This is a genomic window from Chitinophaga sp. CCNWYY40 (assembly GCF_037483205.1).
Lineage (GTDB): Bacteria > Bacteroidota > Bacteroidia > Chitinophagales > Chitinophagaceae > Chitinophaga > Chitinophaga ginsengisegetis.
The window spans coordinates 99,848-115,850 of sequence record NZ_JBBHLF010000008.1; the positions used below are offsets into that span (position 1 = coordinate 99,848).

Sequence of the window (16,003 nt, forward strand, 5' to 3'; positions counted from 1 at the left end):
AAAGAGCCGGTATAAAACCGGCTCCCTGTTAATCTGAATAACTATATTGTTTTAATTATCGGCATTCATTTTACCAACCACTTTATATCCTGCGATAGAATTATCGCTGTTCAGAACAGGCTGATAATACATGCCGTCTGGTGATAAATAGTACTGCTGACCGTTGATATTTACGGAACGGCTGTTATCCGGTAATTGTGAAATCATATCTGTATTACCTGTGCCGTTGTCGGGGTTGTTATTTCCCTGGTCATCAGTAATGGTCACTGTTTTATCACCTATCTTACCATTTTTGCCCACTACTATATAACGTCTGCCGTTATCTGTCATGGACTCCTGGTAATAGGTACCATTCAGTTCGTAATAGGTGTTTCCGTCTACCTGTATTTCCTCTGCACCTTCCGGCAAATCCGGTACTGCTGCGCCGAGGGGAGCTTCTACCACTTTATAGCCTTTGGTATCGCCGGTCGACTGGTAATAAGTTCCTCCGTAGTAGTACATCGGACCAAAAGAGGCGCCCAGGGAGAAGTAACCAAAAGGCAGTGAAGAAACATATAATCCTAATGGCGGGAAGAACGGGTTATAGTAAGGCCTGTACCAGGGACGTCCGTAATATACGCGTCCGCCGTAAATCGGACCACGATAACCGTGATAATACCCCCTGTTTACGGGAGCCACTATGCGGGGAGAATACATACGTTGGGAAGTGTATACCCTGCCACTACCGCCGCCGGAACGGAATCCTCCGCCACCGCCATAATGGTAACCACCACCACGGCCTCCGCCCTGGCCTGAGCTAACACGTTGCGCGTAGGCGTTGCTTACTGTAAATGTGCCCAACAGGCCAACCAGCACAAACAGTATATAAATTCTGTTTTTCATTTTTTTAACATTTGGTAATCGTCTCTTCAGTTTCTCTTTCTCTGTCGTTTATTAGACGGTAAAAGGGGCTTGAAGTTTAACTGTATACCATTTATTGCAAAAATGCGGCCGGTTTGCTGAAATATGCCTGCTTATTGAGGGCTGGTAGTATTAATGGCTGCCATAAAGCGTTTGGCGAGATTCCCTATTTCGGCCGACTTTACCACCTGGCTTATCCATTGGGCCGGCAGCTGGTCATAGCCGTAGTGGAGGCCCGCTGCGGCCCCGGCCACCGCACCGGTGGTATCGGTATCTCCTCCCAGGTTTACAGCGGTAAGCACGCAGGTAGGGTAATCCGGTGTATTGAGTAGGCACCAGAGGGCGCTTTCCAGGGTGTATACCACGTACCCGGAGCTGATGATCTGTTGTTCGGGTACGGCGGCTATATCCTGCTGTAATACGCGCTCATAGAGCTTTATTTCCGTGGGGTTGAAGGGCTGTGTACCCAGGTAGGCATTTACGCTCCGCTGCATCTGCAAATAGGCTTCCCGGAGATCTTTCAGGGACAGCAGGGTACGGAGGAATTCCACGTAAATGAAGCAACCCAGTACCGAACGGAAATGCTGGTGCGTTATGCCGGACACTTCCCGGACGATCTCATAGCGGATATGGATATCATTTTCGCTGGTGAGGAACAGGGCCAGTGGCATCATACGCATTAAAGATCCATTACCGTTTTCAAATTCCTCAAATCCGCCGCTCACCAGCGGGGAGGTGCCGCTACCCACCCTCAGCAACGCCCGGCGGGTAGTATGACCAATATCAAATACTTCATTATGCGCGCCCCAGTAGCCTTCCGAAGACCAGCGTACAAACGACTGCGCCATGTTTTGAAGGTTGTAACCTGCTATGAGGCTTTCCGCTGTGCAGAAAGTGAGGGAGGAATCATCTGAAAAGGTGCCGGGAGGCTGATTCCAGCATCCGTACCCGGTGAGGGTGGTAATAGGATTTTCTGAGAGATAACTACGCGTTTTGAATTCTACCGGTACGCCCAGTGCATCGCCGATAGCGATACCGTAAAAAGCGCCTGTAATTTGTTGCTGCATGGGATAGAATATCTAACGTTAAAGTATGTATGAAATACGGTAATGAATATACGGTTGATTTGTTAATTCTGACAATCACGCTGCGATATTTATACAATAATTTTTTAAATCGCCGTTGTTCATTTTATTCAGCATTTTTGAGTTCCGTTCAGGATTGTTCATTGTTATAATGGCCATAGAACATGCTTTACGGTAATGATAACTTTCTACCTTTGCATTATCACGATGAACATATCGTTGAAAAGAATTACCGGAAATCTGTTTTTTAGTTTGTCAGGAGCATTATTATAACCTTGTTGTCACAGTTAACCCAGTCACAATAAAAAGGTTATTCAACCATTATTAGCAGCGCGAAACAGCTGGCTATTCCTTGCATTTATTTATTGAAAACGAAAATTAACCCACATGCAATCTTTTTTGTTCAACAGGCATTTTCAAACATGCACATTTCTTGGACATTACCATTACCAGTTATTTCTTTTTGTATTGAATTAGCGGAACAGCTGTTGCTTTCGGTAGGCCAGGTCCTGATCAGGGCTAAGGAAGATCAGGCATAGAAAGAGCGTGACAGATCACCGGCATTGATACGCCGGTAACTGGTCAGACCTGGTATTACCAACGGCCGGCAGGGAACAACATGCACACTTGCAGCTTAAGGTATTCATTGTTTGTTCCCGGCTACAGTTAACCAATCAAATCCTATTCACATGGGGTGATAGTACATACAAGAACGGACCGTTTTTCCAGGCAGTCCGGTTTTTTAAACATTGAGATGAACATTTAGTTGAAGTCTTTGCGACGCATGCTAAACGGGGCCACTTATTCAGGTAGTCCCCTGGTTTTTAATCCCATAAAACTTTTATATGAAAACATTATTGGAGTGCAACATACACGATGGAAGCTTTATGCCCCGGACCGTTTTTCTAAGCGGTCCCCATTACCGGAATCACCAATATGAAGGCGCATACCCTGCATATTGTTTAAATATAAAGCCATACGTTAAAACGGTCAGTGTAGAAACGTGATCATTTATGCTGCGATTGATTCGGAAAACCGGGGGACTGTTTTTCCAGACGGTCCCCATCTTTAAAAAACAGGCTGGTAACAGTCTTACTCATAGAACGCTTTTCATAGGTTCAATTTGATTTGGGAAAGGAAGGGACCATCTTTCCAGATGGTCCTGATTTCTTCCTCCGGATCATAAAACAAATAACATTCAACAATGGATCGGACATACTAAAAAACAGGGGCTGTTTTTCCAGGCGGCCCCATCTCCTGACTAACACATGGTAACGCAGCGGTAATACCGTGCTTACTGCAACATAGCTCATTTTTGAGGTGGACGTAAATAGATACCGGGGCTGTTTATCAAAACAGCCCACTATTTTAAACCGGATTTATAGGAAAAATGAAAGTTTTGGTGATAACTTCGTTACCTGCACTTTCAAAGAAAGTGCCTGTTGATAACATCGTAAACCCGGAAACTCATGCAATATCATCTCCTCGGAAAATCAGACCTCTCTGTCAGTGAAATCGGATTCGGCTGTATGTCGCTCGGAAATGATGATACCGCCAATGCAAGCCTCATTCATCACGCCTGCGACCAGGGAATCAATTTCTTTGATACCGCCGACCTGTATGAACACGGACAAAATGAAACCACCGTGGGCAAAGCCCTGAAAGACAGAAGATCATCCGTGATCATAGCCACCAAAGTAGGGAGTCAGTGGAAAGCAGATGGCAGCGGATGGGACTGGAATCCCCGCAAAGCATATATCATAGCCGCTGTGGAGGCGAGTTTACAGCGACTGCAAACAGATTATATTGATCTGTATCAGCTGCACGGCGGCACCATCGACGACCCGATAGATGAAACCATTGCTGCCTTTGAAACCCTGCAGCAGCAAGGAAAAATAAGGTACTATGGGATCTCTTCCATCCGGCCCAATGTGATCCGCGAATACGTACGGCGGTCAAACATCGTGAGCGTAATGATGCAGTACAGCCTGCTGGACCGGCGCCCGGAAGAAACAGCTTTCCCTTTACTACAGGAAAACAACATCGGCGTGCTGGCGAGAGGAAGTGTGGCGAAAGGCCTGCTGGTAAACAAACCCGCCGCGCCTTACTTAAACTATACCGCGGAAGAAGTGGCCATTGCTGCTGCTGCTGTAAAATCGGTAAGTAGCGCTTCACGGGATGCTGCGCAAACAGCCCTGCGGTTTGTATTGCAGCAACCGGCTGTAACCAGCGCTGTTGTGGGCATCCGCACACCGGCGCAGCTGGAGGATGCGCTGCGCGCTGTGCAAGCCATCGCATTATTGCCGGATGAAATAGAAAAACTGCAACAGGCAGTAGGCATCAACAGGTATGATCAGCACCGGTAGCAATATACGCTGCTCCCTGTCTTCATGCTGCCTGCATTATATTGTACCCCATTTAAAGCTGCTGTTATGCAAAAACTGAAAGTAGGAATGTTATTGTTCCCCGAGTTAACGGTCCTCGATTTTACAGGCCCTTACGATGTATTTGTAAAGGCGCCCTGTTTTGAAGTGGTTATTATCGGGGAAACAACGGATATCATCCGGGCGGAAGGCGGTTTACTGCTGCAGCCACAGGTGGCGTTGGCAAACTGTCCGCAGCTGGATATTATTTTCGTTCCCGGTGGAAGAGGGATCAATGCATTGCTCACCAACCCGGTAGTATTACAGTTCCTGCGGGATCAGGCGGTAAAGGCAAAGTATGTTACATCGGTTTGTACGGGAGCATTGGTACTCGCGGCAGCAGGATTGCTGGATGGCTTCAAAGCCACTACACACTGGCGTTCGCTGGAACTGTTACGGATGTTTGGCGTGGAAACGGTGGAAGAAAGAGTAGTGCGGGACCGGAGCCGCATCACCGGTGGCGGCGTAACCGCCGGCATCGATTTCGGATTGGTGCTTACAGCCCTCATCGGTGGAGATGAAGCGGCTAAAATTATTCAGCTGCAACTGGAGTATAACCCTGCGCCTCCGTTCAGGGCAGGATCACCGCACACAGCCGGTTTGCCGGTATTACAGAAAACAAAAGAACTCACCGGGCTGATGCTGGAAACCAGGAAGAAAATTATCCGGCAACTATTGCAGGATCGCGCTCCCTCCGCAGCTGGGCCCTCCTGATAGTACGTACTTCACGCAGGCTGATCATCCGGTTTTGTTCCGGGTCCCATACCTTCAGCCGGAAACAGGCGCATACATCCCGGAAGCCCAGGCTGGTAGTTTTAACACGCTGCATGGCCGGGATCTTTTGCATTACTTCCGGCAAACGGTAAAAAGGAATACGCGCATTCAGGTGATGAATATGATGATAGCCAATATTACCGGTAAACCATTTCATGACCGGGTTCATCACCATATAGCTGGAAGATAACAGTGCCGCTTTATCATAGCACCATTCCTTATTTACATTAAACGTAACGCCCGGAAAGTTATGTTGCGCATAGAAAAGATAAGCGCCCAGTCCGCACGCAATGGTAAACGGAATCAGGATAAACAGCAACCAGCTTTCCCATCCGAGGAAATAAGCCACCGCTACGCTGCCACCAATATGGATGATCAGCGCCAGCAAAGAATCCAGGTGTTTACGCGGACTGCTTACAAAAGACTGCACACACATACCAATCATAAACATCGACAGGTAGCCGGCTGCAATGGTTAGCGGGTGACGGCTGAACAAATAAGTTCTCCTCTCCGCCGGTGTGATGGATTCAAATTTCTTACGGGTAATGATAGGGTAGGAGCCGATGCTGGCGCTGAACAACTTTGAATTATGTTTATGGTGGTAATCGTGCGAACGCTTCCAGATACTGGAAGGCGCCAGTACATATATGCCGAAGGTAACCATGATCGCTTCCGCTAACCATGATTTATGCAGAATAGCATGATGCTGATGATCATGATAAATAACAAACATTCTTACAATCAGCAATCCTGAAAGGATACTGGACATTATTTTCAATACCAGGTAAGGTAATACCAGGGTACCTGTTAAGGCCAGCATCAACAGTAATAATGTTGATATTGTATAGAGCCAGCTTTTGGCTCTCTCTTCGCGCGCATATGGCTTGGTAGCCAGTATCAGTTCTTTACCTTCCAGCATATTGTTGTAGGATAATCTATCTAAAGTTGTTGTTGCGTAAAATGATTAAATAACGGCAGTGCGTTTGTGTTTCCATCTTTTATGCGACCAAAGCCACGTTGCCGGCTGGGAAACAATGTCCTCTTCCAGTTTGCGGGTATGTGCGGAGGTAATGGCGCCGTCTTTTTCTTCAGCGGGTGTGGCGGTCAGTAATTCTGCCGATACGGTGTAGTAGCCTCTCTTTTCACGTTGTACGGTTACATACACCACCGGGTAATTCATTTTCTGCGCTATTTTTTCAGTACCCTTGAAAACAGGGGTATCCTGGTGCAGGAAGTTGAGCCATTGCGCTGTTTTAGGCTGTGGCGCCTGATCAGCGATAAAAGCAGTGGCATTTACTTCGCCACGGTTTTGCACCATGTCGCGGAAGGTATCCTGCATGGCAATCAGCTTGGTGCCAAAGCGGGTGCGCATGCGGTACATAAGACCGTTAAAGTGTTTGTTAGCCAGCGGGTGATAGATCACATACAACTGCTGACGGCACAGGATACTGAATGTATTTCCGGCCCATTCCCAGTTGCCTTTATGTCCCATCACCAGTACTGCGCTCTTTTTCTCTGCCTCAAGCCGGTTAAAAAGCTCCAATGTAGCTGGTGTAAAGCTACAATGTTGCACCATTGCTGTTTTGCTGATGGTGAGGGTTTTAAACGTTTCCAGGAAAAGATCACACAGGTAATGATAGAAATCTTTACAGATGCGTTGGATCTCTGCGTCACTCTTTTCAGGAAAAGAATTCCGCAGATTCTGAAGAACCACCTTTTTGCGGTAGCCCATCACGTAATACAACAACACATATACTGCGTCAGAAACCAGGTAAAGCACACGAAATGGCAGCAGCGATAGCGCGTAAATCAGTGGTAACAGTAAGTAGTAGGCAATTGCAGACAATGTGGCACAGGTTTTTGATACTTCGAAAAGTATTATTGAAAATGTAAATGTATATCTTAAAGAACACTTTTCATAGCAGTATCCGTGAAAAAAACGATGCATCAGTTCATTTAGTATCTTTATCGGGTAGTGTTGTCTAAACTTTAACAGTTCCAGATGAAGACCATAGCCCGATTTGCGAGATACGGCTGCCTGCTGGCAGCGATTGGCGGCCTTTCTTATTGCGCCCGTAATCCATACGCCGGTACCAATAAGGTATACCGGCAGGAAGCTAAATCCTACGCGAAGGTGTTGCGTCAGCAACCGGGAGCGCTGAATGGCGCTGGTGGCGCAGAAGCTCCCTCCTGGGTAGGTACGGTGAACTTCAATATGCGGAAACCCAGTCTTGTTATCATACATCATACCGCTCAGAATTCATGTGAACAAACATTGAAAACGTTTACCCTGCAAAGAACACAGGTAAGCGCTCATTATGTGATATGCCGCAACGGAGCCATTCATCATATGCTGAACGATTATCTCCGCGCCTGGCATGGAGGCGTTGCCAAATGGGGCAACCTCACGGATATCAATTCTTCTTCCATCGGCATAGAGCTGGACAATAACGGCAAGGAACCCTTCGATTCTGCCCAGATCCGTAGCCTGCTGGTGTTGCTGGATACCTTGCAGCACCGCTACAATATCCCTGCGGCCAATTTCATCGGTCATGGCGATATCGCCCCCGGCAGAAAAGTAGACCCCAGTGCCTGGTTCCCCTGGCAGCAACTGGCGGATAAAGGCTTTGGCCTCTGGTATAAAGACACCAGCACCACAGTTGTACCTGCAACATTCGATCCGATACTATCGCTCCGGATTATCGGATACGATGTGAAAGACTCGTCTGCCGCTATCATGGCCTTTAAACGCCATTTTATGCCAGACGACAGCCTCCCCGGTCTTAATGATGCCGGCAGGAAAATAATGTTCAATCTGCAGCAGCAATACCAATGATCTGTTAAGAAGACACCCAACTTTACTTTTACCCCTACGTCTCCACAAGATTATTTTGTGATGTGAGATAAATGTCATATTTTAATAATGAGTTAAAAAGAGATATAAACCAAAATCAGCAATCAAAGAGATCATTTTCCCGGACTTGTTATTATACCTATTCTCCATGTTATACTAATCTTTCTTGTTATGAAACGTTCATTTAAATTCCCGTTACTGCTGGTAGCAGCCAGTGCCGCATTGCTATGCTGGCCACGTGAACAGGCTGCCGCTCAAACAGATCATCCCGTAAAAGATTCTTCCTGCCTGGTAAAAACAGATGTCAGCTACGATTTTGCAGATAATATGCATAAAAAAGTAAACGACATCATAGAAGATAAACTCGCTGGTGGTATCGAAGAAAATGGTAAGGTTACCTGGGAAAATTCTCCCGACGCCCCGGAATACTACCAGGTAGTGTTACGCAAAACAAAGGTGACCATCAAATACAAAGGCACCATCTGCGAAGACAGAATGATCTGGCAGAATATTGAAGACTGTAAAGCAGCCCTCAAAAAACTGCTGGAAGCGAAATAGAATGATCTTTTAATTTTAATAAGATGGAATTTACCGGGAAAGCCCGGTAAATTTCCTGAAGTCGTTGCACCCCTCGTCTCACCTGCTGCCCTTACTAAAGGCCGCATAAGATTGCTATCGCCTGCCGCCGCAACATGATCGCATACAGTTGTGCATTGATATGTAAAATCTGTTATTTGAATCGGTAACAGGATTAAAATGCTACCCGGCAACGGGGCTTATCCCTCTTATGCGTTATCCCTGTCATACCCATAAACCTGGATTATTCACATTGCACCTATAGAAAAGACAGTGATAAGCCGTATCTCTATAGGTACGGGTTATCTACGGCTTAGATACGGGTTATCTACGGCTTATCTACGGCTTATCCTATAATGGCGTACACCCAGGCACCAGGCAAGGCGGGTACTAATGATACCGTTTTAGCTTTACATACACGTACTCATAATACCGTTTAAACTTTACATCATTGCCTGCAAATCATCTCCGGACGGCCCTTTTCAGCTAAACATTTAGCAACAATGCAAAGCTGTTTTTACAATCTATATAGTCTATAAATTTTGTAGATTAATAATTGTGCCTTACTTTTGCCGCGATATCACCACTGATTATACACCAAAAAATAAATGCCAAAATCTGAACGGTGTAACCATCTCCGCAAAGATCTGAGTCAACTTATAAATCAAGTACAAAGCATGAATTACGTAAAAAGGCTGTTATGCCTGCTGCCCGGCTTACTGTGGCTGCAGCAGAGCATTGCCCAGGAAATCAGGGTAAACGGGGTAATTACATCCCGCTCAGACGCACAACGCATACCCGGCGCAATTATCCAGGTAAAAGGAACCGGACGCGGTACACAATCCGATCCGGATGGAAAATATTCGATCAGCGCCCAGGTAAATGATACGCTGCAATTTTCTTCACTAGGCTTTGAAACAACGTTTGCCGTAGTTGGAAACAATAAAGTGATCAACATCTCCCTGGAAAACAGTAACAGGAAACTGGAAGAAGTAGTGGTTACTGCACTGGGCATTTCCCGCGAAAAAAAATCACTCGGATATGCGGTACAGGAATTAAAATCAAAAGATATTGCTGAAGCAAAGGAAACCAACCTCGTAAACGCATTGTCCGGAAAGATAGCAGGGGTGCAGGTTACAAACAGCCAGGGCAACCTCGGTTCTTCCCGTATTGTAATCCGTGGTGAAACCTCCATCGCCGGTTATAACCAGCCACTGTTTGTACTGGATGGGGTACCGATAGACAACAGCCAGCTTGGTATTGGCACCGGCCGCGATTTTGCCAACGCTATTTCCGATATCAACCCGGACGACATTGCCTCCATCAGCGTGCTGAAAGGCCCGAATGCCGCGGCTTTGTACGGATCACGCGCTTCCTCCGGTGTAATTGTGATTAAAACAAAAACAGGAAAAGATACCAAAGGCGGCATGGGCGTTACCGTAAATTCCGGCGCCACCTTTGAAAAACTCCTGATCCTGCCCGACTTTCAGAACTCCTACGGACAAGGTACCGGCGGACAATTCTCCTATAAAGACGGTAAAGGCGGCGGTATCAACGACGGTGTAGATGAAAGCTGGGGTCCGAAAATGGACGGTCGCCTCATCCCGCAATTCTTCTCCAACGGTGAAGCAGTACCGTTTGTAGCGCACCCTGATAACGTAAGGGATTTCTACGTAACCGGCTATACACTCAATAACGGCTTATCGGTAGGCGGTACCAACGAAAAACTGGATTACCGCTTCTCTTATAACAACACCAAACAAGGCGGTATTTTACCAAACACCGGTATTACCCGCAACACTTTCACCGCCAGTAATACTTTCCGTATTACACCAAAACTCACCCTCAGCACCTACGCCAATTATGTGCGCAGTGCTGCAGATAATCTGCCCGGTGTGGACGGCCGCCGTGGTAACAGCGTTACCCTCCAGTTCATCTGGTTTGGCCGCCAGGTAGATGTGAGCAAACTGAAAAACTATAAGAATGCAGATGGTACCGATTACAACTGGAACCATAGTTACTATAGCAACCCTTACTGGATCCAGAATGAGAACACAGTAGGTATGCTGCGCAACAGGTTCCTCGGTAATGCCCGGTTGTCGTACCAGATCCAGGACTGGCTCACCGCCAGCTTCCGCATCGGTACCGATTACTACCAGGACAGGCGCAAGTATAAAATTGCTTACTACACCAATGGTACGCCATTCGGTTCTTACACGGAAGATGCCTACGCGGTTAGCGAAACCAATGGTGAATTTACATTGAACGCAAAGAAAAAGCTGAACAGCGATTTTGATATTGATGTACTGGCCGGCGCCAACCTCCGCTCCAATCAGCTGGAACAAAACTACCAGCAGGCGCCACGCCTGGCGGTGAAAGGAGTATACACGCTGAACAACTCCCGCGATCCGCTCATCTCTACCAGTTTACTCACCAGGCAAAAAGTATACAGCGGCTTTGCGGCAGCACAGGTAGGTTTCCGCAACTACGCGTTTGTGAATTTAACCGCGCGTAACGACTGGTCCTCCACACTCCCACGGGGTAGTAACTCCTATTTTTATCCTTCGGTAAATGCCAGCCTGGTATTGTCTGAAGCGCTGCATATTCAGGGCGATGTGCTTTCCCTGTTGAAGCTGCGCGGCGGATGGGCGCAGGTGGGAAAGGATACAGATCCTTACCAGGAAATCAATACCTATCCTTTCAACCAGCCGTTTGGCTCGCTGCCGTTACTCACTGTATCGGATAAGTACCTGAACAAAGACCTGAAACCGGAAATTACCACTTCCACAGAAGTAGGTGTGGAAGCCGGGTTTATTGATAACCGCGTGCGACTGGATGTTACCTACTACAACTCCCGCAGCCGCAACCAGATCCTGCTGGCGGATGTAAGCTCCACTACCGGTTATCTGAAGAAATTACTCAACACAGGTGAACTCAGTAATCATGGTGTGGAAGTAATGCTGGGACTAACGCCTATCACTACACGCTCCGGGTTCCGCTGGGATGCGAACATCAATTATGCACGTAATGTGAGTAAAGTAATAGAACTGGATGCAGATGGATATCTCACAAACTATGTACTCGGCAGCTCCGGTAATATGCAGGTACTTGCCAGCAAAGGCCAGCGCTATGGCGCTCTTTATGGCACTGCTTATAAAAGAGACAGCGAGAACAGGATACTGGTAAATGCAGATGGTACTCCATCAGTAGATCCAAGTAAAAAAATACTAGGCTACTACACGCCAAAATGGACTGGTAGCATCAACAATAATTTTTCCTTTAAAGGTTTTAACCTGAGCTTCCTGATAGACACCAAACAGGGTGGCTCCATCTGGTCGGGTACTAATGCCACCGGTATGAGTACCGGCGTGCTGGCGGCTACTATGCCGGGGCGTGACCAGGAAAATGGCGGGTTGCCTTACTATAACGATGGCACAAAAAATGTGCAGCTGCCGGATCATAACGCCACCGCACCAGGCGGCGCCACGGTAAAGCACGACGGGATCATCTTTGATGGCTACACGGCAGATGGCAAGAAGAACACCGCTATTCTTTCTGCACAAAACTATTACAAAGCCGTATACACCAGCAACCTGAACGAAAGCGCCGTATATGACGCCTCCTTTGTTAAACTGCGTGAAATAAAAGTAGGTTATACTTTACCGGTTTCCCTGGTGAAGAAATGGGGATTACAGGCGGTGAATGTAGCGCTGGTAGGAAGAAACCTCGGATACCTGCACAAGAATACACCAAACATAGATCCTGAAACAGCCTTTAATACCGGTAATGGACAGGGACTGGAAACGCTGCAGATACCCACCACCCGCAGCTTTGGCTTTAACCTGAATGTTTCATTTTAATGATTGATTGATTATGAAAAAGTTGTTGATACCTTTCTCTTTAATATTCGCTACAGTATGGCTGGCCGGTTGCCAGAAAGACCTGGAGCGCACCAATATAAATCCGAACGAACCCACTGCCGTACAGCCGGATTACCTGTTGAGCAATGGAATTAAAGCCAACGTGGATACTTACTGGGGCAGCGATGCCACGATGGAAACATCCCTGCTGTATATCCAGTACTGGGCTAAAATCCAGTATCCTGACCCGGACCGTTATATTCCGGCCACTACCAACATCCAAACGGTGTGGAATAATTTCTATGCGCAGGGGATTGCTGATTTTACCAAGCTCGCGGAGCTGGGCGATACACTGCATAACCCCAATTATAAAGCTGTAGGCATTATCATGCGTTCGTGGATTTTCCAGGTGCTCACCGATTTGTACGGAGATATTCCTTACACACAGGCGGGCAATATTGATAAGTATCTTACACCGGTGTACGACAGTCAGCGGGTGGTATACAGAGGATTGCTGGCTGAACTGAAGAATGCAGCGAACACTATTTCGCCGTCAGACAATCCTATTCTCGGCGACTCTTTACTGGCCGGAAACATGAATGGCTGGAAGAAATTCGCTAACGGCCTGCGCTCACGCATTGCATTACGGCTGGCCGATCGTGACCCGGCTACCGCTAAAGCAGTGTTCGCAGAACTGGCTGCAGAAGGCAACTTTTTCCTCACTGCCAGCGATCGTGAAGTGAAACTGAACTATCTCACTTCTCCCAATCAGAACCCGGTTGGCAGAAACAGGGAAACACGGAACGAGTACCGCATCAGCAAAACAGTAGTGGATAAACTGAAAGCACTGAACGACCCACGGTTAAGTATATACGCAGCACTGCCGGCCGATACCAATGCATACGTAGGCGTTACCAATGGATTGTCTGCCGACTCCGCCTCACGGTTGGGTTTCAGCAAAACTTCCGATGTGGGGGCTGCCTTCACCGCTACCCAGGCGCCTGCTTTTGTATTTACGTACGCAGAACAATTGTTTATCCTGGCGGAAGCGGCGCAGCGTAACCTGATCAGCGGCAATGCGGCCGATTTGTATGCACAGGCTATCCGCGCATCTTTCAAGCAATATGGCATTACCGGTACGCAGGTAGATACTTACCTCGCACAACCTGCAGTAGCATACGACGCCAATAATTATAAGAAATCAATAGGAGAGCAGAAGTGGCTGGCGTTATTCAGTGAAGGTCTGGAGGCTTTTGCAGAATGGAGGAGACTGGATTATCCGCAGTTGAAGCCAGCTTACACCGGCGCGTTGCAGGGTAAAATGCCGCTGCGTTTAACGTATCCTTCCAGCGAGCAGGCGTTGAACGGCGCCAACTACAAAGCAGCGGTGGTCCGCCAGGGTGCGGATCTGCTGACGACAAAGGTTTGGTTTGATATGTACTAACAACCGTTATTATAAAAGAGGGATTTGCAGAAAGTGATTTGCTGCAAATCCCTCTTTTATTTATTTTTTATTATTCGCGTGGTACCGCATAATCTCAATGCCTGCTTCTATCACCGGTCCGATACCGTGAAAATCGTTCAGCTCTGTAGGACGGTTATAGTAAAAAGACAGATCCGCCGAAGTGTTTGTGCCAATGCAAACATCTTTCAGTTGGCCATCTTCCTGAATTTTCTCCTTTACCAATCCTTCCCAACCCCTTTCTGCTATGGAGATATAGCGTTTATCGAGCCATCCCTCATTTACGCCGCGTGCAATGGAATAAACAAACATTGCGGTGCAGGAAGTTTCCGTATAGGAATCGGTACGGTCCAGTACCTGGTGAAACAGGCCGCTGGCCGACTGGTATTTTGCGATGCCCAGGATTTGCCGGGTAACATCTGCAATCACCTCATTCCTGCCGGGATGATTGGCGGGCAGGTCGTTGAGCAACTGTACCTTTGCCAGCATGATCCAGCCGTTGGCGCGGCCCCAGTGGGCAACGCCCTGTCTTTTCAGATCTTCATAATAATAGTGCACATACAATTCATTCCGTTCATCCCAGAGGTAGTGCGAAAAATGTTTTACCTGGGCTACAGCATCATCAAAATAAGCGTTGTTGCCGGTGAGCTTACCCATACGCGCGAGGAAGGGAACACTCATGTACAGATCATCTCCCCAGAGGGTCCATTTATAAGGCGTTGGACGGCATAAGGTGCCATCTGCCAGTCTTTCCTGTACCTTGCTGATATGATTGGCCGCTTTGTCGATATAGGCTCTGTAATCGCTTCTTTTTACTTTTTGGTAGACGTCTAACAGGCTGGCCCCCATAGCGCCGCAATCGTCCAGTACGCGGGTATTGATTAGCTGATTGAACGGAAAGCCTTTGTACTTCACGCCTTTCTTGCTGAGGGCTTCAAAGTAGGCGTAGTTGTCGAATGCAAAGGCAACATGTTGTTGCGCAAAGGCAGTGTATTTTTCGTCTTTCAGGTAATTGCCGAGGTCTGTCATGGCGATGTTCAATACCCCATTTGGATAATGCCATTCGCTCAGGTGGTCGGATATCCTGGCTGTTACGCCGGCTGGTATTTCCTTGCTGGTGTTCCAGGTTTGGTTGTTATCTCCTGTAAACCGGAAGGCGGCATGGGCAACAGCATAGTCTGCTACTTTTTTTACCACCGCTGCGTCAGCGGAATTATCCTGCGCCAGCCCGGCCAGTGGCAGGCTGATGCCCAGGAATAAGAGAAGGGTTTGCTTTTTCATATGTGGAACTTTGTGTGTACAATATAGGCTGCATTCGTCATTTATGCAAACGATTGCAATAAAAATAACTTGCTTCTTAATATAATTTATTTTAATTATGTGTTCTGGAATTAAGTTTAAATTTTATCGGGATCATGCGGAATATACGGTATCGGCTGAACGAAAACAGAAAGCGCGTGTTCAGTATCGTCATGTTGCTGTCGTTAACAGCTTGTCAGCAAAGCAGAACAGAAGAAACGGATAACATCGCAGTAGCGGCGCCCTCGGAAACTATCCGGCCGCTTACGGAAGACGACGACTCCCTGCAGGAAATACAGCGGAATATTGCCTGGGAGCAGATAGAAGTTTTTCCCTTTGGCAAAGCACTCATCAATAACAAAGTGCCGTTATTTATCAGCAGGCAGCGACTGGAAGCAGCTATTGGAATGGCCGACAGCATTATATCTGCCAATGGCGAGGATATCTGCGGATCGCAGTTTGACGAGGATTTTGATTTTTTCTATAAAGACGGATCTACTTTCGAACACTGCAAAGATTCACTGGCCTGTGAAGAATTTGTTTTTACAGACAGTAATTCGCTGACCTCCGGTAAAATCACCCTTAGCCGCCATACCACCTGGGAAGACGTAAAACGGTTGTATCCCAATGCCGTATTGCAGGCAGAAAATGAGGGTAAGAAAGATATGATCATCCTCCGTGATTCTTATAATAAAGACAGCGAAAGCAGCGTACAGTTATATTTTGAAAACGGCAGCCTGGTGCGTGTTGTTAATTTTATTCCCTGCTGA

General features: G+C 47.2%; 12 protein-coding genes. 7 read left to right on the forward strand and 5 right to left on the reverse strand.

Features of this window, described 5'->3' with window-relative positions:
* Positions 1-51: 51 nt before the first annotated feature.
* The gene (locus V7S65_RS28220) at positions 52-882 is read right to left on the reverse strand and encodes a DUF6515 family protein (RefSeq protein ID WP_079470918.1); all 831 of its coding nucleotides are present in this window, start codon (positions 880-882) and stop codon (positions 52-54) included.
* A gap of 131 nt (positions 883-1,013) precedes the next feature.
* A complete protein-coding gene (locus V7S65_RS28225; RefSeq protein ID WP_336389180.1) occupies positions 1,014-1,967 on the reverse strand; it encodes an ADP-ribosylglycohydrolase family protein in 954 nt (317 codons plus the stop codon).
* Between the two features lie 1,487 nt (positions 1,968-3,454).
* Here V7S65_RS28225 and V7S65_RS28230 point away from each other — a divergent pair.
* The gene (locus V7S65_RS28230) at positions 3,455-4,351 is read left to right on the forward strand and encodes an aldo/keto reductase (RefSeq protein ID WP_336389179.1); all 897 of its coding nucleotides are present in this window, start codon (positions 3,455-3,457) and stop codon (positions 4,349-4,351) included.
* 66 nt (positions 4,352-4,417) lie between these two features.
* Positions 4,418-5,122 carry a DJ-1/PfpI family protein gene (locus V7S65_RS28235; protein WP_336389178.1) on the forward strand — a complete coding sequence of 235 codons (705 nt, stop codon included), beginning with the start codon at positions 4,418-4,420 and terminating at the stop codon, positions 5,120-5,122.
* Here the strand turns inward: V7S65_RS28235 and V7S65_RS28240 are convergent.
* Both V7S65_RS28240 and V7S65_RS28245 read right to left on the reverse strand, forming a co-directional pair.
* The gene (locus tag V7S65_RS28240; RefSeq protein ID WP_079470914.1) at positions 5,070-6,101 is read right to left on the reverse strand and encodes a fatty acid desaturase family protein; all 1,032 of its coding nucleotides are present in this window, start codon (positions 6,099-6,101) and stop codon (positions 5,070-5,072) included. The genes V7S65_RS28235 and V7S65_RS28240 overlap by 53 nt on opposite strands.
* 45 nt (positions 6,102-6,146) lie before the next feature.
* A complete protein-coding gene (locus V7S65_RS28245; RefSeq protein ID WP_235015955.1) occupies positions 6,147-7,028 on the reverse strand; it encodes a lysophospholipid acyltransferase family protein in 882 nt (293 codons plus the stop codon).
* Positions 7,029-7,184: 156 nt separating this feature from the next.
* On the opposite strand from V7S65_RS28245, the gene V7S65_RS28250 reads away from it, so the two are divergent.
* The 4 genes from V7S65_RS28250 to V7S65_RS28265 all read left to right on the forward strand — a co-directional run bounded on the left by V7S65_RS28250 (position 7,185) and on the right by V7S65_RS28265 (position 13,916).
* Positions 7,185-8,018 (forward strand): N-acetylmuramoyl-L-alanine amidase, encoded by an 834-nt coding sequence (locus V7S65_RS28250; protein ID WP_336389177.1) that lies wholly within the window; start codon positions 7,185-7,187, stop codon positions 8,016-8,018.
* 189 nt (positions 8,019-8,207) lie between these two features.
* Entirely contained in the window at positions 8,208-8,594 is a 387-nt protein-coding gene (locus tag V7S65_RS28255) for a hypothetical protein (protein ID WP_079470911.1), read from the forward strand.
* A gap of 695 nt (positions 8,595-9,289) precedes the next feature.
* Positions 9,290-12,472, forward strand: a complete 3,183-nt coding sequence (locus tag V7S65_RS28260) for a SusC/RagA family TonB-linked outer membrane protein (protein WP_336389176.1) — start codon at positions 9,290-9,292, stop codon at positions 12,470-12,472.
* Between the two features lie 13 nt (positions 12,473-12,485).
* The gene (locus V7S65_RS28265; protein WP_336389175.1) at positions 12,486-13,916 is read left to right on the forward strand and encodes a SusD/RagB family nutrient-binding outer membrane lipoprotein; all 1,431 of its coding nucleotides are present in this window, start codon (positions 12,486-12,488) and stop codon (positions 13,914-13,916) included.
* A 60-nt stretch (positions 13,917-13,976) separates the two neighbouring features.
* Here V7S65_RS28265 and V7S65_RS28270 read toward each other — a convergent pair whose 3' ends face one another.
* On the reverse strand, positions 13,977-15,215 hold the full coding sequence (locus V7S65_RS28270) for a glycoside hydrolase family 88/105 protein (protein WP_336389174.1): 1,239 nt from the start codon (positions 15,213-15,215) through the stop codon (positions 13,977-13,979).
* Between the two features lie 176 nt (positions 15,216-15,391).
* Between V7S65_RS28270 and V7S65_RS28275 the strand changes: the two genes are divergently transcribed.
* Positions 15,392-16,003 (forward strand): hypothetical protein, encoded by a 612-nt coding sequence (locus V7S65_RS28275; RefSeq protein ID WP_336389173.1) that lies wholly within the window; start codon positions 15,392-15,394, stop codon positions 16,001-16,003.

What these genes read in the sequence shown, in the direction of transcription:
- V7S65_RS28220 (WP_079470918.1), bottom strand. Translation starts at nt 882, where the DNA reads ATGAAAAACAGAATTTATATACTGTTTGTGCTGGTTGGCCTGTTGGGC.
- V7S65_RS28225 (WP_336389180.1), bottom strand. Translation starts at nt 1,967, where the DNA reads ATGCAGCAACAAATTACAGGCGCTTTTTACGGTATCGCTATCGGCGAT.
- V7S65_RS28230 (WP_336389179.1), top strand. Translation starts at nt 3,455, where the DNA reads ATGCAATATCATCTCCTCGGAAAATCAGACCTCTCTGTCAGTGAAATC.
- V7S65_RS28235 (WP_336389178.1), top strand. Translation starts at nt 4,418, where the DNA reads ATGCAAAAACTGAAAGTAGGAATGTTATTGTTCCCCGAGTTAACGGTC.
- V7S65_RS28240 (WP_079470914.1), bottom strand. Translation starts at nt 6,101, where the DNA reads ATGCTGGAAGGTAAAGAACTGATACTGGCTACCAAGCCATATGCGCGC.
- V7S65_RS28250 (WP_336389177.1), top strand. Translation starts at nt 7,185, where the DNA reads ATGAAGACCATAGCCCGATTTGCGAGATACGGCTGCCTGCTGGCAGCG.
- V7S65_RS28255 (WP_079470911.1), top strand. Translation starts at nt 8,208, where the DNA reads ATGAAACGTTCATTTAAATTCCCGTTACTGCTGGTAGCAGCCAGTGCC.
- V7S65_RS28260 (WP_336389176.1), top strand. Translation starts at nt 9,290, where the DNA reads ATGAATTACGTAAAAAGGCTGTTATGCCTGCTGCCCGGCTTACTGTGG.
- V7S65_RS28265 (WP_336389175.1), top strand. Translation starts at nt 12,486, where the DNA reads ATGAAAAAGTTGTTGATACCTTTCTCTTTAATATTCGCTACAGTATGG.
- V7S65_RS28270 (WP_336389174.1), bottom strand. Translation starts at nt 15,215, where the DNA reads ATGAAAAAGCAAACCCTTCTCTTATTCCTGGGCATCAGCCTGCCACTG.